The sequence below is a fragment of the Aestuariimicrobium soli genome, assembly GCF_051192575.1.
In the GTDB taxonomy this organism is placed as follows: Bacteria; Actinomycetota; Actinomycetes; order Propionibacteriales; family Propionibacteriaceae; genus Aestuariimicrobium; species Aestuariimicrobium soli.
Window position 1 is genome coordinate 348,767 of the sequence record NZ_JBPJSQ010000002.1, and the last position, 23,821, is coordinate 372,587.

Annotated in this window: 18 protein-coding genes; 4 read left to right on the forward strand and 14 right to left on the reverse strand. The window is 69.9% G+C overall.

Annotated elements, in window-relative coordinates; all coding sequences use genetic code 11:
• Positions 1-164: 164 nt before the first annotated feature.
• The 8 genes from ACSDQ9_RS02905 to ACSDQ9_RS02940 all read right to left on the reverse strand — a co-directional run bounded on the left by ACSDQ9_RS02905 (position 165) and on the right by ACSDQ9_RS02940 (position 11,626).
• Complete coding sequence (locus ACSDQ9_RS02905) at positions 165-4,772, reverse strand: NAD-glutamate dehydrogenase (RefSeq protein WP_435143335.1); 4,608 nt, start codon at positions 4,770-4,772, stop codon at positions 165-167.
• Between the two features lie 40 nt (positions 4,773-4,812).
• Entirely contained in the window at positions 4,813-5,025 is a 213-nt protein-coding gene (locus tag ACSDQ9_RS02910; protein WP_435143337.1) for a hypothetical protein, read from the reverse strand.
• A complete protein-coding gene (pruA, locus tag ACSDQ9_RS02915; RefSeq protein ID WP_435143340.1) occupies positions 5,022-6,665 on the reverse strand; it encodes an L-glutamate gamma-semialdehyde dehydrogenase in 1,644 nt (547 codons plus the stop codon). Before pruA ends, ACSDQ9_RS02910 begins: the two co-directional genes overlap by 4 nt.
• 103 nt (positions 6,666-6,768) lie before the next feature.
• Entirely contained in the window at positions 6,769-8,859 is a 2,091-nt protein-coding gene (locus ACSDQ9_RS02920) for a PKD domain-containing protein (RefSeq protein WP_435143342.1), read from the reverse strand.
• Positions 8,860-8,982: 123 nt separating this feature from the next.
• The gene (locus ACSDQ9_RS02925; RefSeq protein WP_435143345.1) at positions 8,983-9,633 is read right to left on the reverse strand and encodes a response regulator; all 651 of its coding nucleotides are present in this window, start codon (positions 9,631-9,633) and stop codon (positions 8,983-8,985) included.
• Entirely contained in the window at positions 9,630-10,289 is a 660-nt protein-coding gene (locus ACSDQ9_RS02930; RefSeq protein ID WP_435143348.1) for a sensor histidine kinase, read from the reverse strand. The genes ACSDQ9_RS02925 and ACSDQ9_RS02930 overlap by 4 nt, the downstream gene beginning before the upstream one ends.
• 57 nt (positions 10,290-10,346) lie before the next feature.
• On the reverse strand, positions 10,347-11,168 hold the full coding sequence (gene ku / locus ACSDQ9_RS02935) for a non-homologous end joining protein Ku (RefSeq protein ID WP_435143351.1): 822 nt from the start codon (positions 11,166-11,168) through the stop codon (positions 10,347-10,349).
• Complete coding sequence (locus ACSDQ9_RS02940; protein WP_435143354.1) at positions 11,168-11,626, reverse strand: DUF6912 family protein; 459 nt, start codon at positions 11,624-11,626, stop codon at positions 11,168-11,170. Before ACSDQ9_RS02940 ends, ku begins: the two co-directional genes overlap by 1 nt.
• A 57-nt stretch (positions 11,627-11,683) precedes the next feature.
• Between ACSDQ9_RS02940 and ACSDQ9_RS02945 the strand changes: the two genes are divergently transcribed.
• The 4 genes from ACSDQ9_RS02945 to ACSDQ9_RS02960 all read left to right on the forward strand — a co-directional run bounded on the left by ACSDQ9_RS02945 (position 11,684) and on the right by ACSDQ9_RS02960 (position 14,782).
• Positions 11,684-12,028, forward strand: a complete 345-nt coding sequence (locus ACSDQ9_RS02945; protein ID WP_435143356.1) for a cupredoxin domain-containing protein — start codon at positions 11,684-11,686, stop codon at positions 12,026-12,028.
• Positions 12,025-13,332, forward strand: coding sequence for a hypothetical protein (locus ACSDQ9_RS02950; protein ID WP_435143358.1), 1,308 nt, complete (start codon positions 12,025-12,027; stop codon positions 13,330-13,332). The genes ACSDQ9_RS02945 and ACSDQ9_RS02950 overlap by 4 nt, the downstream gene beginning before the upstream one ends.
• 34 nt (positions 13,333-13,366) lie before the next feature.
• Positions 13,367-14,221 (forward strand): aldo/keto reductase, encoded by an 855-nt coding sequence (locus ACSDQ9_RS02955; protein WP_435143361.1) that lies wholly within the window; start codon positions 13,367-13,369, stop codon positions 14,219-14,221.
• Between the two features lie 102 nt (positions 14,222-14,323).
• Positions 14,324-14,782, forward strand: a complete 459-nt coding sequence (locus ACSDQ9_RS02960; RefSeq protein ID WP_435143364.1) for an Rv3235 family protein — start codon at positions 14,324-14,326, stop codon at positions 14,780-14,782.
• A gap of 20 nt (positions 14,783-14,802) precedes the next feature.
• Here ACSDQ9_RS02960 and secA read toward each other — a convergent pair whose 3' ends face one another.
• The 6 genes from secA to mtrB all read right to left on the reverse strand — a co-directional run bounded on the left by secA (position 14,803) and on the right by mtrB (position 23,783).
• Positions 14,803-17,637: a preprotein translocase subunit SecA gene (gene secA / locus ACSDQ9_RS02965; protein ID WP_459251763.1), complete on the reverse strand. Its 2,835-nt coding sequence runs from the start codon at positions 17,635-17,637 to the stop codon at positions 14,803-14,805.
• A 100-nt stretch (positions 17,638-17,737) separates the two neighbouring features.
• Positions 17,738-18,964, reverse strand: coding sequence for a winged helix-turn-helix domain-containing protein (locus ACSDQ9_RS02970; protein WP_435143366.1), 1,227 nt, complete (start codon positions 18,962-18,964; stop codon positions 17,738-17,740).
• Positions 18,965-18,997: 33 nt separating this feature from the next.
• Positions 18,998-19,627: a ribosome hibernation-promoting factor, HPF/YfiA family gene (gene hpf / locus ACSDQ9_RS02975; protein ID WP_435143369.1), complete on the reverse strand. Its 630-nt coding sequence runs from the start codon at positions 19,625-19,627 to the stop codon at positions 18,998-19,000.
• Between the two features lie 105 nt (positions 19,628-19,732).
• The gene (locus ACSDQ9_RS02980) at positions 19,733-20,425 is read right to left on the reverse strand and encodes a ComF family protein (protein ID WP_435143371.1); all 693 of its coding nucleotides are present in this window, start codon (positions 20,423-20,425) and stop codon (positions 19,733-19,735) included.
• A gap of 71 nt (positions 20,426-20,496) precedes the next feature.
• Positions 20,497-22,245, reverse strand: coding sequence for an LpqB family beta-propeller domain-containing protein (locus ACSDQ9_RS02985; protein ID WP_435143375.1), 1,749 nt, complete (start codon positions 22,243-22,245; stop codon positions 20,497-20,499).
• The gene (mtrB, locus tag ACSDQ9_RS02990; RefSeq protein WP_435143749.1) at positions 22,245-23,783 is read right to left on the reverse strand and encodes an MtrAB system histidine kinase MtrB; all 1,539 of its coding nucleotides are present in this window, start codon (positions 23,781-23,783) and stop codon (positions 22,245-22,247) included. Before mtrB ends, ACSDQ9_RS02985 begins: the two co-directional genes overlap by 1 nt.
• Between the last annotated feature and the right edge of the window lie 38 nt (positions 23,784-23,821).

The window sequence follows — 23,821 nt, forward strand, 5'->3', positions numbered from 1 at the left end:
GGAGGGTGGAATCGGTCGGGGTTCGCCGCAAGAGAAGGCCCACCGGTTGGGGGCATGCCCACCGAGGTGAGCGGTCAAGGGAACTCCACGACGCTGGCCGGGAATCGTGCCCGGGCCGTCGTCCAGTCTCGCACACCGGGGGCACCCGGCACGAATCAGCCCCGTCAGCCCGCCTTCACCGCGTCGTACATGCCCCGGACGATCCTCAGCGCCACCGACAGCCGGGCCAGATCAGGGCCCGCCGACGTGGCCTGCTTCAGCTGGGCCAGCCGATCGTCGAGCCTGGGCACGCGGGCGCCCCAGGCGTCGACCGAACCCACCTCCAGAGCCTGCGCCGTCAGGTCGGTCTGCAGCTGCAGCATCTCGTCGCGCATCGCCGAACGGGCCTGCACGTCCCATTCGCTCGTCCTGGGCAGCCCTTCGATCAACGGCAGCAGGGAGTCGAGTTCCAGCCGCTCGACCAGCTCGACGAACGTCGACGCGGTCACCAGCAGGTCACGGTCGACCCGTCGGCTCACCTCGATCATCGCCAGCCCCAGGTGCAGGCTGGGCGCGTTGGCCGCGATCTCGGCCAGGCCGGGCTCGACACCACGCGCGAGCGACTTGGCGAGGGCGTCGTCGCGCAGGCCCCGTCCGCGTGCGGTCAGCAGACTGGGCAGGTTGGCGACCAACGCGTCGATGGCGGGGGCCAGCTGCTCGATCTCACCGGCGATGTCGAGGGTGCCGCGACGGTGCATCAGCAGCCAGCGGGTGCCCCGCTCCACCAGCTTGCGCACGCTGAGTCGCAGGTCGAGTTGCAGGGCCGGGTCCATACCCGTACGCGCCAGCGCCACCTCGTAGCGGCCCGCTCCGAAGATGCTGCGGGCCACCAACTGGGCGCGGATCACCTCGTCGGGGGTGCGGCCGGTCTCGGTGGCCAACCGGTGGCAGGCGCTGATGCCCTGGGAGTTCACGAACCGGTTGACGGCCACCGTGGTGATGATCTCGCGACGCAGCGGGTGCTGGTCGATCTGGGCGGCGAAGCGCTCCCTGAGCCGGGTCGGGAAGTAGCTGTGCACCCGGTGCTGCAGGTAGGGGTCGTCGGGCAGGTCAGAGGCGAGCACCTCGCGCTCGAGCCAGATCTTCGTCCAGGCCATCAGCGAGCACATCTCGGGGTTCGACAGGGCCTCGCCACGGTCGACGATGGCCTGCATGGCCTCACGGTTCGGCAGGCCCTCGAGTTCCCGGTCGAGGCCGACCGCCTGCTCCAGGTGCTGCATCAGCGACTCGTGCACCCAACTCATCGCCGCCGCCCGGGATCGCGCATTGGCCAGGGCAACGTTCTGGTCGATGTTGTGCACCAGCACCAGCTGGGCGATCTCGTCGGTCATCGTCGGCAACAGTTCGTCGCGGCCGGCCTCGTCGATCAGGCCCGCCTCGATCGCCCCCGCCAGCAGGATCTTGATGTTGACCTCGTGGTCGGAGGTGTCGACGCCCGCGGAGTTGTCGATGAAGTCGGTGTTGACGCGGCCGCCGGCGCGGGCGTACTCGATGCGACCCTTCTGGGTGAGGCCGAGGTTGCCGCCCTCCCCCACCACGCGGCAGCGCAGGTCCGATCCGTTGACGCGGAGCGCGTCGTTGGCGCGGTCCCCGACCTCGGCGTGGGTCTCGGTCTCGGCCTTCACGTACGTGCCGATGCCGCCGTTGAAGAGCAGGTCGACCGGCGCCTGCAGGATCGCCCTGATCAGGTCAGTGGGTGTCATGGTGCCCACCGCGGCGTCGAGGTCGAGCAGGGCTGCCACCTCGGGGCTGATCTCGATCGCCTTGGCCTGCCGCGAGAACACCCCGCCGCCGTCCGAGATGGCCGTGCGGTCGTAGTCGTCCCACGTCGAGCGGGGAAGCTCGAACAGCCGGCGGCGCTCGGCGAACCCGCGCGCGGTGTCGGGGGTGGGGTCGAGGAAGATGTGCTGGTGGTTGAAGGCGGCCACCAGGCCGATGTGCTCCGACAACAGCATGCCGTTGCCGAACACGTCACCGGCCATGTCGCCGATGCCCACGCAGGTGAAGTCGGTCGTCTGCGAGTCGATGCCCGCCTCGGCCAGGTGCCGCTTGACCGACTCCCAGGCGCCGCGGGCGGTGATGCCCATCTCCTTGTGGTCGTAGCCCTTCGACCCGCCCGACGCGAAGGCATCGCCCAACCAGAAGCCGCGCTCGACGGCGATCTGGTTGGCGAGGTCTGAGAACGTGGCGGTGCCCTTGTCGGCGGCGACCACCAGGTAGGTGTCGCCCATCGATGCGTCCAGGCAGTCGTGGCGCACGACCCGCTCGGCCGCGACCACCTCGCCGCCGACGAGGTTGTCGGTCACGTCGAGCAGTGACCCGATGAAGATGCGGTAGCACTCCTGCCCCTCGGCCAACCAGGCCGGACGATCGCTCGCCGGCGGCAGCTGACGGGGCAGGAAGCCGCCCTTGGCGCCGACCGGCACGATCACGGTGTTCTTGACCATCTGGGCCTTGACCAGCCCCAACACCTCGGTGCGGAAATCCTCGGGACGGTCCGACCAGCGCAGTCCGCCGCGGGCCACGGCCCCGAAGCGCAGGTGCACTCCCTCCACCCGGGGTGAGTGCACGAAGATCTCGAACGCCGGCCGCGGTTTGGGCAGCAGCGCCAGCTCGGTCGGCACCAGCTTGAGCGCGGTGGCCCGGGCCGAGGGCACGAACGCATTGGTGCGCACGCAGGCATCGATCACCTGCAGGAACGAGCGCAGGATGCGGTCGGCGTCGAGACTGGTGACCTCGTCGAGCTCGCCGGCGATGGCGGTCGACAGCGTGTGCACCGCGCGCCGCCGATCGGCGAGGTCGGCTCCGTCGTCGGGGAACAGGTCGGGGTCGAACTTGGCGTCGAACAGTTCCGACAGGGCGCGGGCGAGCACCGGATGTTCCAGCAAAGTCTGCGCGACGTAGGCCTGCGAGTAGGCGATTCCCGCCTGCAACAGGTAGCGCGACACGGTGCGCAGCACCACCACCTGACGCCACGTCAGCCCGGCCGTCGTGACCAGGGCGTTGAGCTGGTCCACGTCCATCGCACCGCGGTGGCAGGCCTCGAAGGCGTCGAGCACGCGCTGGCGGTCGGGGGTGTCCCACTTCACCCCGGGCGGGTTCACCAGCCCGAAATCGGCGATGCTGGTCTGCTGACCGCGCAGGGTGACGGGATGGGCACGCTCGTCCACCACGGTCAACCCCAGGCTGTTCCACAGCGGCATCGCGTGCGACAGCGTCATCGGAACGCCTGCCACCATCACCTTGACCCGCAGGTCGGCGCGTTCGGGGCGGTCGGGGCGGTACATCACCAACCGCATGTCATCGTCATCGGCCAAGGCGTTGAGTTCGAGCAGGTCGAAGAAGCCTTGACTGGGGGTGTTGGCGTCCTGGTAGGCCGCCGAGAACTCGACCCCCCGTTCGGCCGGGTCGAGGTCGCGAGCCAGGTCGACGAACCCTTCGGTCCAGTCGCGGCTGGCCTGCGTGAGGTCGCGCTGCAGGGCGGGCAGGTTCCACTCCACCGGCCCGGTCAGGGTGAGCGTGAAGAACAACCGGGCCAGCACCGACTCGGTGACGTGGGCGCGGAAGTCGATCGAGCTCGCCCCGGAGTGGGTGCGCAGCACGCCCTCCATGGCCTCGCGCACCACCGTGTTGTAGCGGTCGCGCGGCAGGTAGACGGTCACGTAGGCGAATCGTCCCCAGGGGTCGGTGCGGACGAACGCCCGCACCTGCCGGCGTTCCCGCAGTTCGGCGACCTCGCCCATGATCGGGGTCAGCTGGCTGACGCGGGCCTGGAACAACTCGTCGCGGGGGTAGGTGGCCAGAGCAGCCGTGATCGCCTTGCCGCGATGGCTGGCGGGGCGGGCCTGCGAGGCCTCGAGCACCCGGGCGAGCTTGTCGCGCAGCATGGGAATGCGGGAGATGTCCTCGGTGTAGGCCTTCGACGCCAGCAGGCCGACGAGGCAGCGTTCGCGCACCAGGGCACGGCTCTCGTCGAACTCGCGCACGGCCACGTAGTCACGCAGCCCGGCCCGGTGCACGACGCTGCGCTCGGAGTCCTTGGTGATCAACCACGGACGAGGGTCACGGGTCGCCACCGTCGCGTGGAAGGCCATCGGCCGATCCCCGCGGAGTTCGCCCAGCCCACTGCCCTCCACGGGAGTGAAGACGCCGTCGGCGACCGTGTGGTCCCGCGCCCCCAGGAAGACGAAGCCCTCGTCGGCGAACCAGTCCAGGGTGTCGGCCAGGGCGTCGGTCTCGGCATCGCGCCCGCGCACGGAGGCGGCGATCTCGCGGGTACGGGCCACCATGGGCTGCCAGTCGTCGACCGCCAACGACAGCCGGTCGAAGCCCGTGCGCAGGCGCTCGTCCAGTGCCCGGGCGGCCTGTTCCTGGTCGGCACCCAGCGGCGGGGTGGCGGCGGCGACGATCCACGACTCGTCGATCGTGGTGCCGTCGCGGTCGACCGTCAGGGTGGGATGGAAGAAGTCATGGATCGTCCACCCCAACGCGGTCAGCGCCATGGCCGCGGTGTCGACACAGAACGGACGATCGTCGCCGACCACCTGCACCAACCAGGCGTGCCCCAGACCCAGATCGGTCTCGGGCTTGTGCACCTTGATCAACGTCTCCCCCGGCGCCCGCGAGGCGGCCAGTGCCACTTGGGCATCGGCGAGGGCCGTCAGGGTGGCCCGATCGTGCTGTTCGCGATCCTCGGGCAGACAGCGGTCCAACCAGGCGTCACGCAGGTTCATGACTCGTCACACGTCCTTGTGCTCGATGTTCGGGTTTGGGTCAGTCGGTGGTCACGAACCAGTCGTCGTCGACCAGATCACCGAGGTCGGCGGGGGTGGCTGGGGTGCAGACGACGTACTCGATTGCCTCGTCGTCGTCCTCACCCGCGAACCGCTCCCCGATGACGGCGACCTCGAAGCCGAGGGCGTCGATCCGCTCGGCCAGTTCTGCGGCGGCGGTCTCGTCCTCGAGGTGAATGCGGGTGATGCTCACTGGTCGGCCTCCGGTTGCATGTGCGGGTAGCGGTGGTCGACGATCGGGGCCAGGGTCTCCTTGACGGCCCGCGGGCTCGCCCACCGGGCGATGTTCCACAACGATCCTGCCTTGTCGTTGGTGCCCGAGGCACGTGCCCCGCCGAACGGCTGCTGGCCGACGACGGCACCGGTCGGCTTGTCGTTGACGTAGAAGTTGCCGGCCGCCTGCCGCAGGCCCCGGGCGGCCTGCTGGATGGCGGCGCGATCGGTGGCCAGCACGGCCCCGGTGAGTGCGTACTGGGCCGTCGAGTCGACGGTCTCGATCATCCGCTCCCACTGGTCGTCGGCGTAGACGTGGATGCCCAGGATCGGCCCGAAGTACTCGGTGCGGAAGATCTCGTCACCGGGGTCGTCCGAGGTGATCAGCGTCGGCCGCACGAACCAGCCCTCGGTGTCGTCGTAGGTTCCGCCCGCGATGACCTCGGTGGACGACTGCGCGTGCGCCCGGTCGATGGCGTCGCGGTGCTTGGCGAAGGCTCGTTGGTCGATGACGGCCGAGGTGAAGTGGCCCAGGTCGCGCACGTCGCCGACGGACAGGCCTTCGGTGACCTCGACGAGTTCGTCGCGGATCGTGTCCCACAGCGAGCGCGGCAGGTAGGCGCGCGACGCGGCCGAGCACTTCTGCCCGGAGTACTCGAAGGCACCGCGCACCAGAGCGGTCACCGTGAGCGCGGGGTCGGCGCTGGGGTGGGCCAGCACGAAGTCCTTGCCTCCGGTCTCGCCCACCATTCGGGGGTAGCCGCGGTAACGGGAGATGTTCTGCCCGATCTCGCGCCACAGGTGCTGGAAGGTCGGGGTCGAGCCCGTGAAGTGCACCCCGGCCAGGCGCGGGTCGGCCAGCGCCACCTCGCTCACCTCGGGGCCGGCGCCGGGCACCAGGGTGATCACGCCGTCGGGCACCCCGGCGGCCTCGAACAGGTCCATGGTGACCTGGGCGGCGAACTGCTGGGTGAGCGACGGCTTCCACAGCACCACGTTGCCCATCAGCGCGGGCGCCGCCGGCAGGTTCGCCGCGATGGCGGTGAAGTTGAAGGGGCTGATCGCGTAGACGAAGCCCTCGAGGGGGCGGTACTCCATGCGGTTCCAGACCCCGGGCGAGCTCTGCGGCTGCACGGCGGTGATCTGGCGAGCGAACTCGACGTTGAACCGCAGGAAGTCGACCAGCTCACAGGCCGAGTCGATCTCGGCCTGCTGCACCGTCTTGCCCTGGCCCAGCATGGTCGCCGCGTTCAGCCGGTCGCGCCACGGCCCCGCGGCCAGGTCGGCCGCCCGCAGGAAGATCGCCGCCCGCGCCTCGAGGCCGAGTTCGTCCCAGTCGTGGGCGACCCGCTGACCCGACTCGATGGCCTCGCGCACGTCGTCGGCGGTCGACAGCGCCACCCGGCCGAGCACGTGGTGGCGGTCCGACGGCATGGTCACGTCGACCAGGTCGCCACCCGCGAGGCGTCGTCCGTTGCCGAAGGCGCCGGTGAGGTCGACGGGCTCGGACGAGGCGTAGGTCTGCAGCTGCGCCTGCAGGGACCCGCGCTCGGGCGATCCCGGCGCGTAACCCAACACGCGCTCGTTCACGGGCACGGGGAACGACGAGGAGCTCTGCATGTCGCCAGTCTAGGACCGACCCGAGAGGATCCCGCAACATTCGCGGGCAGTGCGGCGCCGGGCCGCAAAATCTGTCTTGCAACCCGGCGCCGATCACTGGATCTCACTTGGTGTTGAGCTTGAACACCCCCGCCACGTCATCGGCGGCGTAGCGATCGGTCACGCCGGCCCACGACGCCTGCACCGGGTAGCTGCCGGGCTTCTGGGTGAGCTTGATCGATCCGGTGCCCACTCCCTGGGAGTTGGTGGTCACCGTGGTCGACTGGGTGCCGATGGCGATGGTCACCGTCTGGCTGGCCAGCGGACGACCGAGCGCGTCGACGAGTCGCACGCTGACCGGAGCGACCTTGTTGGGCTTGCCCGTGACGGCTCCGGTGTAGGTGAGGGTGGAGCCCATCACCGAGACCTGGAAGGACTCGGTGGCGGAATCGTCACCCACGTACAGCGCCGAGCCGGCGTAGCTGGCGGAGACGTCGTACGAACCCGCCACCAGGCCCACGACCTGGGTGCGGCTGGCACCGCCCGAGGCCCCCGTCGAGGCCTGTTCCGCCGTAGCGACACCGAGGGTGAACGCGACCGCGGCGCCCTGGACCGGCATGCCGAACTCGTCGGTGACCGACGCCGACAGCGTGGCCGTGGCCGAGTGGGCCGCGGCGTTGTCGCCGGTGTAGCTGGTGGTGGTCGTCCGCGCGGTGACCGTCACGGGAACGGTGCTCGTGGTGCAGCCGCCGTCTTTGTCACAGACCGTCAGGCCCACCTGGTAGGTGCCGGGCGCGGCCCACTGATGGGTCTCGGTGGCGCCACCGTCACTGATCGCGGTGCCGTCGTCGAAGGTCCAGGCGTAGGTGAGGCTGGACTGGTCGGCGGTGCCGGGATCGATCGCCTGTGCCTTCAGGCTGAGCGGTCGACCCCACGCCAGCGTGGCGTTGTCCGGCGTCACCGTCAGCGCGGGCACCGCGTTCGACACCGTCACCGAGAACGAGGTGGTGTCACTCAGGCCGGTGACATCGGTGAAGGTGACGCTGCCGGTGTAGGCCCCGTTGTCGGTGAAGGTCTTGTGCGGCGACGGCCCGTACTCCGTGCTGCCGTCACTGAACCGCCACACGTAGCTGCCTCCCGCGGCGCACGGGCCAGTGGCGCTGGCGGTCATCGCCACCGGCGATCCCTCGACGCCCATGTAGGACGACGCGGTCGACACCACGGGAGCGATGTTGTTGGCCTGCAGGGCCCCCATGTCGACCGACCCGCCGCCGTTGTTCAGGTTGACGGTGCCGGCCCGCGAATCGAGAGGCACGGTCTGGCTGAAGACGTTGATGTAGGGGAAGTCCGGGTAGGGAACCAACGGGATCGGCACCGGCGACGAGACGTCGACGTTGAGCTGCACGCCCGTGGCGAAGCTGAGGGTACGCTGCGCCGAGAAGTCGCTCACGGCGTAGTTCAGGATGTCCCCCGCCCCGACGCGGCAGCCGACGGTGAGGTCATCGGTGCGGACGCTCTCCGAGGGCTGCAGCACCGCGTTCGGCGCCACCATGGCCCCACCGGAGGTGGCGGAGCGGTTGGCCTGCGAGGTCTGCAGGTCGCTGATCTGCACCTGCGAGACCAGCTTGAGAGTGACCTTCGGCAGCAGCGGGCCCAGGGCACCCACCACCGACGGAGCCGGCTCGAGCACCGTCAGTTCGCCCGACTCGATGGAGCAGGTGGCGTAGTGGCCGCCGGCGTCGGGCATGCAGACGCCGGTCATGGGCACCGACACCGTGAACGAGACGTCGACGGGGTTGCCGAGCACCTGGGCGGTGCCGTGCAGGTTGGCCGAGTACGTCATGGTGAGCAGTCCCGAGGCCGGGTCGAAGCGATACCCCGGGTCGAGGGCTCGGCCCTGGCGCACGTTGTCGGGGTTCCAGGTGACGCCGAGCGCCCCGGTTTCCGACCAGCTGGTGTCGGCCGAGAGGGTGATCGACCCGCTGAAGTCACCCGAGGTGGTGCTGGCGGTCACCGATCCGAGGTTGGCGCTGCTGGTGAAGCCGACCGGAATGGTGGCGGACGAGGTGGCCGCGCGAGCAGGGCTCAGGAAGGCGGTCATCATGAGCGCCATCACCGCGACGAAGGTCGCGGCGATGCGTCCCGTCAGTCGCCGGCCCCGGGTGTGAATGGGGTGGGTGGGAATGGGGTGGGTGAGGGTGGGGTGGATGGGCATGGCTGCTCCGATCTCTGGTGGGTGGGAGGCGGCCCTCCCCCCGAAGCGCCGCCCTCCCTGGGCACACTGAAACCCGCGGCCGTCCCGGGTGTCACGGGACACTGTCCCGGCACAGGCCGGGACTCAGGCGTGTCGGCCCAGACCCGCCGACCTCGCCTTCGCGATGGCCTGTGCCCGGTCGGAGACCTGCAGCTTCGCGAACAGGTTCGAGACCAGGTTGCGCACCGTCTTGGACGAGATGCCCAGCCGCGTGGCCACCGCCTGGTTGTCGCAACCCCGGGCGACCAGCGCCAGCACCTCCCGCTCCCGCGGGGTCAACCGGTCGAAGGGCAGGTGGGCGCGGGTGACGGTGTCGAACCACGTGTTCACCCGGGTGGTCAGGGCACCCGAGAACACCACTCCCCCCACCGCGATCCCGCGAATGGCCTCCAACACCTCCTGCGGCGCCGCCGTCTTGACCACGTACCCACGGGCTCCCGCCCGGAAGGCCCGGAACACGACCTCGTCGTCGTCGAACATGCTGAGCATCAGCACGTGGGGAGGATCATCGCTCGCGCAGATCTGTCGGGCAGCCTCCACGCCGTCGAGGCCGGGCAGGTTCAAGTCCATCACCACGACGTCGGGACGCAGCCGATGGGCAAGCGCCACGGCCTCCTCGCCGTTGCCGCAGGTGCCGACCACCGTCAGGTCGGGAGCGACGCCGATCAGCCCCACCAGGCCCTGCAAGTAGACGGGATGGTCCTCGGCGAGCATGACCGAGATCGGCGTGGTCATCGGGACGACCGGATCGGAAGCCACGCCTGCACCACCGTGCCGGGCTGGCGGGGGCGGCGGGTGACGGTGCATCGTCCGCCCAGTTCGGCGGCCCGCTCGCGCATCACGGTCAGCCCGACGCCGGCGTGCACCCCATCGGCGACGCCGACCCCGTCGTCGGTGACGCGCACGAGCACTCCCGTGGCATCGCGCAACAGGCAGATGTCCACCCTCGAGGCGCCGGAATGGTGGGCCACGTTCGAGAGCGCACTCGAGACGATCCGGTACACGGCGACCTCGAGGGCGGCCGACAGCGGGGCGTCCCAGTCACCCTGGGCCTCGAAGGTCGCGGCGATCGGGCGCAGGTCGTCGGCCCGGTCGCGCAGGGCGGCCAGCAGGCCACGGTCGTCGAGGGCAGGCGGACGAAGGTCGTAACTGAGGGTGCGCAGGGCCGTCGCGGCCTGGGCGGCCTCGGCCACCATCAGCATCAGCAGGGCATCGACCGCGGACCGGTCGACCTGTTCGTCGGCCACCAGCGCCCGCACCGTCTGCGCCCGCAGCCCGAGACTGGCCACCGTGGGGGCGACGTCGTCGTGGAGTCTGCGTCGAAGGGCGCGGCGTTCCTCCTCGCGGGCCAGCACGATGCCCTCGCGCGAAACCTCTGCCGATCGTGGCACGGTTCCCCCTTCCCCCCGAGCCACATCGTACGCGGCCGGGGCGGGGGGCAGAAGGGGTCAGCCGGCCTTGGCGGCCTTCGCGTCGGCCGCCGCCTGCTCGCGCTTGGCCTTGGCGGCCGCGACGGAGGCCTTGAGGGCCGCGACCAGGTCGACGACCTCGGCCGGCTTGCCCTCCTCGACACCGGACTCCTCCAGCGCCACCCCGGTGAGCTTCGACTGCACCACGGCGTCGAGCGCCTCGCGGTAGGCGTCCGAGAACTGGCCGGGGTCGAACTCGCCCTCGAGTTCCTTGATGAACGACTCGGCCATCTTCACCTCGGCCGCCGACGCCTTCACGTCGCTGGGCGGCTCGGCGAACGAGGTGTCGCGCAGTTCGTCGGGCCACAGCATGGTGTGCATCACCAGCACGTGGTCGCGGGGGCGGATCAGCGCCAGCGACTCGCGCTGACGCAGGGCGACCTTGACGACGGCCGACTTGCCGGTGGCCGCCAGAGCGTCGCGCAGCAGCACGTAGGGCTTGCCGCCGGGGCCGTCGGCCTCGAGCACGTAGGTCTTCTCGAAGTAGGTCGGGTCGACCGCCGCAGCATCGACGAACTGGACGACCTCGACGGCCTTGGTCGACGGCAGCGGCAGGTCGTCGAAGTCGGACTTCTCGAGAATCGCGACCCGCCCGTCGGGGGCCTCGTAACCCTTGGCGATCTCGGCGAAGGGCACTTCCTTGCCGCACTTCTCGCACACGCGCTTGTACTTGATCCGACCGCCGTCGGCGGGGTGCACCTGGTGGAAGGAGATGTCCTTCGACTCGGTGGCTCCGAACAGTCTGACGGGAATGGTGACCAGCCCGAACGAGATGGCGCCCTTCCACATGGAACGAGGCATCAGTCCTCCCGGGCTGAGTTGGTGGGTAGTTCTTCGGCCGCGTGCCACAGCAGCGCGTGGTGGCCGATCAGGGTCTGCACCTCGTCGAGGTGCCAGGCGTCGTCCAGAGGAAGTCCCTGCGCCTCGTGGGCCGCGGCCCGCACCTGCGGGTCGTCCGGGAACTCGTCGGTGAACCAGCTGACGATCTGGGCGCGACGCAGGCCGCTCACCTGCACCTCACCGTTGCCGGTGTCGGCCGAAGCGTCCACCTGGTCGTCGGCGACCTCGGCCCCGAGCACGAACCTGGTTCCGTGTTGGGCCAGCCCCGCGACCGAGGCCAGGGTCATGGCGGCGAACTCCGACTCCTCGGGATCGGTGACGTCGAAGGACTCGCACAGCGCCGGGGTCGCCGAGAAGGCGGGCACGCTGGCGTCGAGTGCCCGCGGCCATGCGGCGGCGTCGAAAGGTATGAAAACCATCACACCCGGCATGGGCGCACCTCCTTGCGTCGTGTCCCACAGGCTACCGTGACAGGCATGCTGCGTCGCCTGTTCGCCTGCCTCGTCCTCGCCCTCGGCCTCACCCTGATGGGCTGTTCCCAGACCGATGCCCCCCAGGCGGTCACCATCGATGTGACCATCGCGGGTGGCCAGGTGACCCCCAACGGCACCACGGTCGACGTCGCCAAGGGCGGCACCGTGACGGTCAACGTCACCTCCGATTCCGCGGACGAGGTGCACGTGCACGGGGTCGACAAGGAACTGGCCGTCAAGCCCGGGGTGCCCGCGACCATGACCTTCACCGTCGACCAGGGTGGGGTGTTCGAGATGGAGAGTCACGAGCTCGACAAGCTGATCGTCAAGATCGCCGTCCGGTCGTGACCCCGGCGTCGGGCATCGGTCTGGTGCCCCTGCACGGGGTCGGCACCCGTGAAGACCTGCCCCTGCCGTTCAGTTTGGTCGTACTCGGCGCCGTGGCGGTGCTGTTGGTGACCTTCTGGGCCACCCGGCTGTGGCGTCGTCCGCGGTGGGAACGTTCCACGGGGCTGGCCCTACCACGCCTGACGAAGGTCGTCGACCACCCGGTCGTGCTCTGGGGGCTGCGCGCCCTGGTCGCGCTGGTCGCCGTGGTCGGGCAGATCGCGCTGTGGTTCGGCACCGATCAGGTGCGCAATCCGTACCCGGGCCTGCTGTTCGTGTGGGTGTGGGTCGGGCTGGTGCCGGTCTCCCTGCTGTTCGGCACCGCGTGGCGACGGTTGAGCCCGGTGCGCGTGCTGCTCGCCTGGCGCGGTGCCCTCGGCGTCGACGGCCCCCTGCCCCGATGGGGGCTGTGGCCCGGCGCTCTCGCCCTGTTCGCGTTCGGGTACCTCGAACTCGTGCAGCCCGACCGCACCCACCTCGACGTGCTGCGCTGGTGGTTCGTCGGCTGGCTGATGTGGGTGGTCGGTGGCGCGCTGGCCTTCGGCACCCGCTGGATCGCCAGTGCCGACCCCTTCGAGGTGTACGCCACCCTGGTCGCTCGGGTGTCGCCGTGGCAGCGCATCGACGGCGTCGTGCACCTGGTCAACCCCCTGCGCCAACTGAGCTCGGTGCGCCCCCACCGCGGCACCTGGGCGGTGGGGTGCGTGCTGATCGGTGTGACCGCTTTCGACTCGCTGGGAACCTCGACGGGTTGGGTGCAGTTCGTGCAGGCGTCGTCGACCCCGCGCGAGGTGTGGGGAACGCTGGGCCTGCTCGCGTCGGTGGGCGTCGCGCTGCTGCTCTACGCGGTGGGCGCACGCATGGTCGAGGAGCGTGCCCAACCGGGGCACACGACGCTGGTGAACCGGCTGGGGGTCTCGCTGGTGCCGATCGCGGTCGGCTACACCGTGGCCCACTACGCCACCTATCTGGTGCTCGAGGGCCAGCGGGTCGCCGTCAACCTCTCCGACCCCCTCGGACGAGCCCAGGACTGGTTCGGTACGGCCACCCTGGGGGTGGACGCGTCGATCTTCGACCACCCCCAGCTGATGGCCTGGAACCAGGTGCTGGGCATCGTCATCGGTCACGTGGTCGCCGTGCTGGTCGCCCACGACCTGGCCATTCGCTGGTTGCCCGAGCGGCGGCAGCTGCGCGGTCAGGTGCCCCTGCTGGTGGTGATGGTCGCCTTCACCTGCGGCGGCCTGCTGCTGCTGTTCCAACCCTGAGACGACGCCGCGCATCGGGCGTAGATTGGGCGGCATGGAATTCCGTCGTTTCGGCCGCACCGGCCACCAGACCAGCGTGCTCGTCTACGGCGCCGCGGGCCTCGGCAACGTCAGCCAGGACGTGGCCGATGCGTCGCTGGCCGGCGCTCTCGAGGCGGGCATCAACCACTTCGACACCGCCCACAACTACGGCGAGGCCGAAGACCGGATGGGCCCCTGGGTGCCCGGGGTGCGCGACCAGATCTTCCTGGCCACCAAGACCCAACAGCGCACCACCGAGGCCGCCTGGGCCGAGATCAACCGCTCCCTCGAGCGGCTCGACACCGATCGCCTCGACCTGATCCAGGTGCACGCGGTGTGCAATGACGACGACCTGGCCGACGTCTTCGCCGACGGCGGACCCCTGCCCGCCCTCGAGCGGGCCCGCGACGAGGGGCTGGTGCGATGGTTGGGCATCACCGGGCACACCGAGGCCGCACCACGCATCCACGCCGAGGCGCTGCGCCGATTCGACTTCGACTCCGTGCTCACCCCGATGAACCACCAGCTGTACGCCGACCCGCAGTTCGCCGAACACTTCTCGGCGTTGCTCGACCTCGTCGACGAACGCGACGTGGGCCTGCGCACGATCAAGGCGATCGCCCGTCGTCCGTGGAGCAGCGAGGAGCGTCGGTGGGCGACGTGGTACGAGCCCTTCGACACCCAGGAACTGGTGACGGCGGCAGTCTCGTGGGTGCTCGGCAGGTTCCCCCAGATCGCTGGTCTGGCGACGGCCGGTGAGTCGCGGCTGCTGCCCCTGGTCTACGAGGCCGAGGCCCACCGCATCGACGCCGACGAGGCCGACGCCGTGCTCGCCGAGGTCGAGGACTACCGCTCCATCTTCGTCTGAGCCACGCGGGCGGAATTGTTCAACCGTTGAGTGTTGTCCGGGTGTTGTCCGTACCCCCGGAGCCCTTCCCCAGCCCGGTCGGCGCCCGTTTGAGTGGGCGTCATGACATCACTGACGCTGGTCTGGGACCCCGAGACCGCCACCATGCCCGAGCCGCTGCACCGGTCGTCCGAACCGACGGTGCCCCTGCGCATCGATGAACGCGAAGCCAGCGACGAACGAGCCCGCCACGTGGTCGCCCTGCTCGCGAACAAGGCCCTCGAGGGGCTGCAGGGACGACGCAACCTGCGCCAACTGGCCCCGCTGTTCGACGACGAGCCGCTCACCGTGATGCGCGCCTGGGGCACGGTGCCGGCCTGGTCGGGCGCCGAGGTGCGCAGCGTGCGCGCCAGTGTGCTCAACGGGCGCCACGTCGAGGGCTGCGCCCGATTGATGTCGGGCGGGCGCGCATTCATGCTCACGCTGCGCCTCGCCCACAGCAGTCGGGGCTGGCGATGCACCCGGCTCGACGTGCTGTGCAGCCGCGGGCACCTCACCGAGTGGGGTGTCGAGGCCGCCTGAGACCGGGCGGGGCCTTCGGGTCAGGAGGCCTGGGCGTTGCGTCCGTGGCAGGCCTTGAACTTCTTGCCCGACCCGCAGGGGCACTGCTGGTTGCGGCCGACCCCGGCGAAGGTGCCGGTGTTGCGTGCCTGGGTGGTGGTGGTCTCGGCCTCACCCTGCTCGTCGGGAGCCGAGTAGGTGAGCTGCCGACCGCTGGCCGGCTGGCCGCCGGTCAGCCCCTTGGCCTTGACCTTAGGACGACGACCCGCCGCCTGCTTGGCCTGCTCCGACGTGTCGGGCTCGGCGACGACCTCCTCGTCGGGGGTCACCTCCTCGTCGGGGCTCACCAGCGTGCGCGGGTCAACCCCGGCCTGCACACCGACACCACTGACCTCGCCGGCCAGTTCACTGGTCACCTCGAGGTTGAACAGGTAGCCGACGACCTCTTCCATGAAGGCTTCCATCATCTGCTGGAACATGGCGCCACCCTCGCGCTGGTACTCCACCAGCGGGTCGCGCTGCGCCATGGCCCGCAGGCCGATCCCCTCGCGCAGGTAGTCCATCTCGTAGAGGTGCTCGCGCCACTTGCGGTCGAGCACGGTGAGCATCACCTGGCGCTCGAGTTCGCGCATGGTGTCGGCGCCGAGCGACTCCTCACGGTTGTCGTAGGCCTTGGAGGCGTCCTCCACGAAGGTCTCGACCAGAGCGTTGGCGTCGTGCTCGTCCTCGATGTCGTCCAGGGTGACGCCCACCGGGTAGAGGGTGCTCAGATCGGTGAGCAGCTGCTCCAGGTCCCAGTCTTCGGGCAGGCCCTCGGTGCGCTCCCGCACGGCGCCCTCGACGACCCGGCTGACGGTGTCCCGCAGCTGCTGCTCGACGTCGGCGCCGTCGAGCACCTTCCGGCGGTCGCCGTAGATGGCGTGACGCTGACGGTTCATCACGTCGTCGTACTTGAGCACGTTCTTGCGCATCTCGAAGTTCTGGGCCTCGACCTGCTTCTGGGCACTCTCGATCGACTTGCCGACCCAGCTGGACTCGATGGGCACGTCGTCGGGCACCTTGAGGGTGACCATCGCCCGCTCCATGGCGGGGCCGTTGAACAGCCGCATCAGCTCGTCGCCCAGAGACAGGTAGAACCGGCTCTCGCCGGGGTCGCCCTGGCGTCCGGAACGGCCACGCAACTGGTTGTCGATGCGCCGCGACTCGTGGCGCTCCGACCCGACCACGTACAGGCCGCCGGCCTCGACGACCTCCTCGTGCTCGGCGGCCACCTGCTCCTCGAGCTCGGCCAGGGTCTCGTCCCAGGCGGCCTCGTACTCGTCGGGGGTGGTGTGCGGGTCGAGACCCTGCTCGCGCAGCACCAGGTCGGCGAGGAACTCGGGGTTGCCGCCCAGCATGATGTCGGTGCCTCGTCCGGCCATGTTGGTGGCCACGGTGACGGCGCCCTTGCGGCCGGCCATCGACACGATGGCCGCTTCGGACTCGTGGTGCTTGGCGTTCAGCACCTGGTGGGGAACCCCGGCGGTGCGCAGGCGCTTGGCCAGTTCCTCCGACTTCGCCACCGACGCGGTGCCGATCAGCACCGGCTGGCCCTTCTCGTGACGCTGGACGACGTCGTCGATGATGGCGTCGAACTTGGCCTCCTCGGTGCGGTAGATGAGGTCCTTCTGGTCGACGCGCACCATCGGCTTGTTGGTGGGCACCGGCACCACGCCGAGACCGTAGATCTTCTGGAACTCGCTCTCCTCGGTGAGGGCGGTGCCCGTCATGCCGGCGAGCTTGTCGTACATGCGGAAGAAGTTCTGCAGGGTGATGGTGGCGAGCGTCTGGTACTCGTCCTTGATCTCCACCTTCTCCTTCGCCTCGAGCGCCTGGTGCAGGCCCTCGTTGTAGCGGCGGCCCGACAGGGTTCGTCCGGTGTGCTCGTCGACGATCAGCACCTCGCCGCCGATGACCACGTAGTCCTTGTCGCGCTTGAACAGTTCCTTGGCCTTGATGGCGTTGTTCAGGTAACCGATCAGCGGGGTGTTGGCGGCCTCGTAGAGGTTGTGGATGCCCAGTCGGTCCTCGACGGCGGTGATGCCGGGGCCGAGCACCGAGACGGTGCGCTTCTTCTCGTCGACCTCGTAGTCACGATCGCGCTTGAGGCGGGTCACCAAGGTGGCGAACTCGGGGTACCACTGGTGGTTGTCCTCGGCCGGGCCGGAGATGATCAGCGGGGTGCGGGCCTCGTCGATCAGGATCGAGTCGACCTCGTCGACGATGGCGTAGTGGTGACCGCGCTGCACGAGTTCGTCGGCCGACAGGGCCATGTTGTCGCGCAGGTAGTCGAAGCCGAACTCGTTGTTGGTCCCGTAGGTGATGTCGGCCGCGTAGGCGACCCGACGCTCCGGCGGGGTCATCGACGTCAGGATCGCGTCGGTGCGCAGACCCAGGAAGTGGTGTACGCGGCCCATCTGCTCGGACTGGTAGCGCACCAGGTAGTCGTTCACGGTGACCACGTGCACGCCCTTGCCGGTGAGGGCGTTCAGGTAGGCGGGCAGCGTGCCCACCAGCGTCTTGCCCTCGCCGGTCTTCATCTCGGCGATGCGACCGTGGTGCAGCGCCGCCCCACCGATCAGCTGCACGTCGAAGTGACGCTTGCCGAGCACCCGCTTGGACGCCTCCCGCACGGTCGCGAAGGCCTCGGGCAGCAGGCTGTCGAGCGACTCGCCGTTCTCGAGGCGCTGCTTGAACTCCGGGGTCATGGCCGCCAGTTCGTCGTCGGTCATGTCCTCGAAGTCAGGCTCGATGCCGTTGACCTGGTCGACGACCTTCGTCAGCCTCTTGAGTTCCCTGCCACTGCCGGCGTTCAGCAGTCGATCGATGAAGCTCACTTGCGTCCTTTGCGGATTGACACTGTGGGTACCCCGCCCACGACCCTTTCGGGCTCAGCAGGGCACGTGCCCGTTCATGCTACTCGCGGGCCCGTTCATGCTACCCGGTGGCAGCGAGCACCCGGACGAGGCCGTCGGCCCCGTTCCCGCGGGGCTCCACGGCCACCTCGGCCAGCCCCAGCCAGTCGGCCAACTCACGGAGCGCCTCGGCCAGCTCCCCCGTGGTGCGCGCGGGCTCGGCCCCCGCCTCCAGCCAGGTGGCCTTGACCTCGAGTCGTCCCAAGGCGCGGTTCGCCTTCAGGTCGACCCGGGCGCACAGCCGGTCGTCCAACAGGAAGGAATAGACGTAGTAGCCGTGCACGCGCTGCGGGGCAGGCACGTAGATCTCGATGCGGTACAGGTAGTCGAACATGGCCTCGATGCGGTCGCGCTGGAACATCATCGAGTCGAACGGGCTGAGCAGGGCACGCCCCGTGACTCGCCGCGGCACGGTGGCCTCGTGCCACAGCCAGGTGGGTTTGGCGTCCCATCCCTTGATGGCCACGGGGACGAACTCCCCTGCCGCCTCCAGATCGGCGAAGGCCTCGGCCGTGACCGGGTCACGCTTGAGGTAGAAGTAATCGGTGACGCACGCCTTCGAGAAGACGCCCAGGGCCCGCCCCGCCCGCGCGAGCAGCATGCGGCGCTGCTCGACCGGGCTGAGGTCGGTGCGCTGGTGGGCCGGCGGCAGTACCCGTTCAGTCAGGTCGTAGAGCCGTTCGAACTGGCTGGTGCGCCCCGCCGGCGACACCCCGCCGGCCGAGAACTCGTGCTCGAGCACCTGCTTGACCGACGACCAGTTCCAGCCCCAGTTGTCGCGGTTGCGTTCCTCGGAATGGTCGAGGTGACGTTCCAGTTCGCGCGCCGTCGCGGGGCCGTGGGTGCGCACCGCGTCGAGCACCCCGGCGACCAGACCGGGGTGGCGCGCTTCGATGCGCGCGGGGTGATCGGCGTACCGCTCGGCCATCGCCCGCATGCGGTCGCGCAGGGCGGGGGCCAGGGAGACGTCGATCAGGCTGGCGGCATGCCCCCAGTACTCGAACAGGCGCCGGGGGGAGCGGTTCGTGGCCCGGTCGAGCAGGGCCGTGTCGTAGGGGCCCAGCCGCGAGAACAGCGGCACGTACTGGGCACGCTGCACGACGTTGACGGTGTCGATCTGGAACTGCGCCACCCGGTCGATCTCGGCCTGCACGTGCCGCATCGTGACCACGGAGGGACGTTTGACGGAGGCCAGCCCCTGGGCCGCCAAGGCCACGCGGCGAGCCTGGGACAGGCTGAGTTGCTGCATGACCCCGACCCTAGGGGCTGGCTCCGACAGAACTCAGCCGGCGTCGTGCACGTCGAGGTGGATCACGCCGTAGTCGTATCCCTTGCGGCGGTAGACGACACTCGGTCGTCCGGAGGCAGCATCGGCGTAGAGGAAGAAGTCGTGGCCGACCAGCTCCATCTCGTCGAGCGCCTGCTCGAGGGTCAGGGGGGTGCCCGTGAACTGCTTCTCCTTCACCACCAGCGGGCCGTCACCGATCACGTCGATGCCCGCCACCTGGTGGTGGTCGTCGGCGCCGTCGCCGTTGAGGTCTGCGGCGTGCAGGGCCCCGTTGGTCTCGATGAGAGGAGCCCCGAAGTGGTCGGCGGTGCGCAGCCCGCGGTGCCGCTTGCGTCGGTCCTGCGCCTTGCGCAGCTGGGTCTTGAGACGTTCCATGGCCTTCTCGAACGCGGCCATCTTGTCATCGGCAAGGCCCTCGGCACGCACCACCGGGCCCTTGCTCCGCAGCGTGATCTCGGCGACGACGTCCTGGTCGCGCCCCTTGTGGGCCGGTTCGACGGTGAACTCCACCTCGACCCTCTGCACCCGGTCGCGGAAGCGCTCCACGGTGCTGATCCGCTCGACCACCTGCTCCTTCACGGAGTCACTCACGCTGCAGTGACGTCCCTGAACGACGATGTCCATCTCATCCTCCTATGTTTGCCCTTCGGTCCCCGGCTGGGGCCCAGACATGACACAGGCACGATTCTGCGGCTCATCAGGGGCTGCAGGTCGTGCCATGCAGCAACGTTACCCAGTCAGCCGATGCCTGTCTGCCGCCGCGCAGTAAGGGGTGAGACGCAGTTCGGACGAGGCCACCGTCGCCGCCCCCACCACGGTCCAGCCGGCCTCGGTCAGCGCCTGGGCGGCGGCCCGCAGGCTCGCTCCGGTGGTGACCACATCATCGACCAGCAGCACCCGCCCGCTGCCCCGCTGGGCCCGCACCCCGCGGCTGTTGAGCCAGCGGTGCTCGCGGTCGAGGTCGAACTGGTCTGCTCCCCCGCGTCCGACTCGCAGCAGCGGCTCTGAGCGCCAGCCGAGCCCGCGGGCGACGCCCCGGGCCAGCGAGCGCGCGTGGTCGTGGCCGCGCTCGGCCACCGCCTGCGGACGAGACGGCACCGGCACCACCAGGCAGGGCCCGCCGCCGACCAGGGCCGCCTCGTCCGCGATCCTGGCCAGCACGGCGCGCGCGAACGGCCGGGTGAGCCCCCAGGAGCCCTCGTCCTTCCACGCCTTCACCAGAGCCGGCACGGGTGGCCGGTAGGCGCACGCGGCCCACACCGGCCAGTCATCGATGGTGGCCCGGATCGTCCGTGCGGGGGTCGCTCGCCGCAATCCCGACAGGCACTCGGCGCACGCCCCCCAGCCCGGACGACCACAGCCCGGGCACGACGAGCCCAGGAACAGATCCGCCGCGCCGTCGCGCCACTGTTTCCAGAACACTGCCCGCCCTCCTCACCCGACCAGCATCACGCATCGCAGGGGGCAGGTCGGTCGGCCTGTGGACAACTCGCTCAGCCGGGCAGGGCCGCGCTGGTGACGCCACCGATCACCGACCGCCACCGATAGCGGTCCTCGAAGCGCCAGACCCGGTTGTCGCTGGCCCGCACGACGGCGGTCACGCCCTGACGGCGGGGCGTGGCCGACAGCTCCACGGGTTCGATGTCGGTGGCCGACGGGCCCAGCGCCTCGACGATGGCGGCATCGCTCGAGACGGCGTAGACCGAGGTGCGCGAGTCCTGCGCGCTCGGGCTCAGCACCAGCAGGGTGCCCGGCTCGGCCCAGGCCACGTCGCGGGGGTTGAGCAGCGGGCCGGACGAACTGGTCACCGGCAGGTCACGCCACCCGTCGATGGTCAGCGACTCGGTGCCGCGCACGCGCATCAGCCCCAGCCTCGAGGTCTTGCCGTCCGAGACGATGACCGCCATGCGGGTGCGGTCGGGGGCGATCCGGAAGGCCACCACCTCGCCGACCGGCAGATCCTTGACGGGGAAGGTGTGCAGTTGCCGATCGAGGTTCATGCGCATCAGCACGGTCGCGCCGTCGACCACCCCGATCGTCCAGACCGTGCCGTCGAGCAGCACCTGCGGCCGGGTGAGCTTCGCGCCCTTCACGCGCGAGGTGGCCTTGTCGCTGCCGAACTGCGTCGTCCACACCTGGGTGCGCTCGCTGTTGACCACGACCACGGTGCCCAGGTCGGGGCCGACGTCGACGCTGCCGGGTTGGTCGCCCCAGTTGCGTCCGCCGAAGGCGCCGCTGATCGGGGTGAATTCGGGCGTGCCGCCCTCGATCACGCGCCCCACGATGCCCCCGCGCACGGCGACCAGGTCGGTGGCGGTGCGTTGTTCCACCGGTTGGAAGGAGTCGAAGTCGGTTCGCTTCACGCGGGTGGGGTTCGAGGCGCGACTGACCTCCCACACCTGTCCCCCGGCCTGCAGCCGCACCGACTGCACCTGGTCGAACTCGGTCAGTGTGGTGACCACCTGGGCGGCGGCGCGCGTGCGGGCGCCGTCGGAGAGCACGCTCAGCGACGAGGGCAGGTTGACGATCGCCAACCCGTCGTCCTGCACACTCACCGTCGTGCCGGTGCGGGCTTCGGCCGGGAGCGCGCTGCCCATCGTCTGGGCGGCCCAGGCGCTCGGACCGGCCAGCAGGGCGTCGAGGCTGCGGCTGGGGCTGGCGGCACTGTCGGGAACGTGCACCAGCTCTGGGGCCAGCAAAGAGTTGTCGGCCGACAGGAACCAGATCGTCAGGGGCGAGTAGTAGCGGGCGAACAGGGTGCGCCCGAGCAGCAGGCCATCGGGCGGGTTGCCGATGCGCCACTGCCCCTCGACCCGCTGCATGCCGAAGTCGTGCTGTAGGGTGCCGGCCCTGGGCTCGAACCGACCCTGCGCGTCGAGGGCGCCGACCAGTGGTGCCGTGATCACCGCCGACTTGTCCGAGGTGATCGGCGGATGCTCCTCGGGGTCGTAGATGATCGCCCCGCTGTCTGGCTTCCACTTCTTGGCGGCGGCGTCGGTCAGGTACTGCCGCGCCACTTGGTAGCCCGGCTGCGGGGTGGCCATGGCGGTGAGGAAGCCCGCCAGGATCACCTCGGTGTTGCCCCCGCGCAGCGGCGGCAGCGGGGCGATGTCGACGCCCTGCGAACTCTGCGCCTGCGGGGTCTGACTGACCCGCGTCACGGGTCCCGAGGTGGGGATGATGGCGCAGGCACTGGCCCCGAGCGTGGCCGGGACGAGGGCGAGCAGGGTGCGGCGGCGCATCACGGCATCCTCGCATCGTGGGCGTCGATGGGTTGGACGCGCTCCATCAGGGAGAAGTCGGTCGGCGCCAGCGGCAACGGCGAGCTGCGCAGCACCTGACCGTGGCGACGCGGCACGGTCAACCGGAACTGTGCCCCGCGTTTGGGGCGACCCCACGCCGACAGCCATCCGTTGTGCAACATGGCGTCCTCGAGGCTGATCGCCAGCCCCAGACCGGTGCCGCCCATGGTGCGCGTCCGCGACGGATCGGCCCGCCAGAAGCGGTGGAAGACCTGCCGGGCCTGCGAGGCCAGAAAGCCCACCCCGTGGTCGCGCACGACGATGGCGGCGGCATCCTCGTCCACCTTCACGGTGATGTCGATGGGCAGACGTTCGGCGTGCTCGATGGCGTTGGTGATCAGGTTGCGCAGGATGCGTCGAATGCGCCGGGCGTCGACCTCGGCGACCGCGGTGCCCTCGGTGTGCAGCCGCAGTTGGGTGCCGCTGCGTTCGGCGAACCCGCGGGCGCTGTCGACCTCGCGGCGCACCAGCTCGACCAGGTCGACCTCGTCGAGGTTCAACACGGCGGCGCCGGCGTCGAAGCGGCTGATCTCGAGCAGGTCACCCAGCAACCCCTCGAACCGGTCGAGCTCGTCGTAGAGCAACTCGGTGGTGCGCGCCACCGACGGGTCGAAGTCCTGCCTGCCGTCGTGCAGCAGTTCGGCGGCCATGCGCACGGTCGTCAGCGGGGTCCTCAGCTCGTGCGACACGTCCGAGACGAACTGTTGCTGAACCCGCGACAGGTCCTCCAACTGCACGATCTGTTGCTGCAACTCCGAGGCCATGTGGTTCATCGACGTGGCCAGACTGGCAAGGTCGTCGGTGCCGCGCACGGCCATGCGTTCGTCCAGATGGCCGTCGGCGAGTCGTCCGGCGGTGATGCTGGCCTGTCTGATCGGACGAACCACGTGCCGCGACACCAACGCCGAGATGCCCAGCATCAACAGCATCAGCAGAGCGCCCGTGGTGATCAGGGCCCGTTGGGTGACGTCGAGCACCTGTTGCTCATGGTTGAGCGGGAAGATGAAGTAGATGGGATACGACTGCCCCGACACCGGTGCCTGCAGGCGCGACCCGACCGCCAGACCGGGCACGTCGGCCACGGTCGGATCGGACGAGACCACCGTCGTGGGCGTCACGAACATGCCCTCGGAGCTCGCGGCCACCGCGTCGACGAGGCTCTGCGGCACCGACGACGAGACGATGCCCGGCGACACGAATCCCGACACCGGGCCCTGGATGACGATGTGGAACTGGCCGCCCTGGCTGCCGGCCTCGTCCGCGAGTTGGTTGAGGCGCTCGTACAGGCTGGCGGTGCGCAGGTCGGTGTCGCGGAGTTGCTGCTGCATGCGCTCGAGTGAGCTGGAAGCCTCGGCGATGGCGGCGCTGCGTTTGCCAGCCATCACACCGTCGGTGGCCTGCCGCATGATCAGCCAGCCGCTCAGCAGCACCACGATGATCGACCCGATCATGGTCGACGAGATCACCCGCAGCGGCAGGGACGACCACCACCAGTGCGTCAGGGATCGACGCCGGG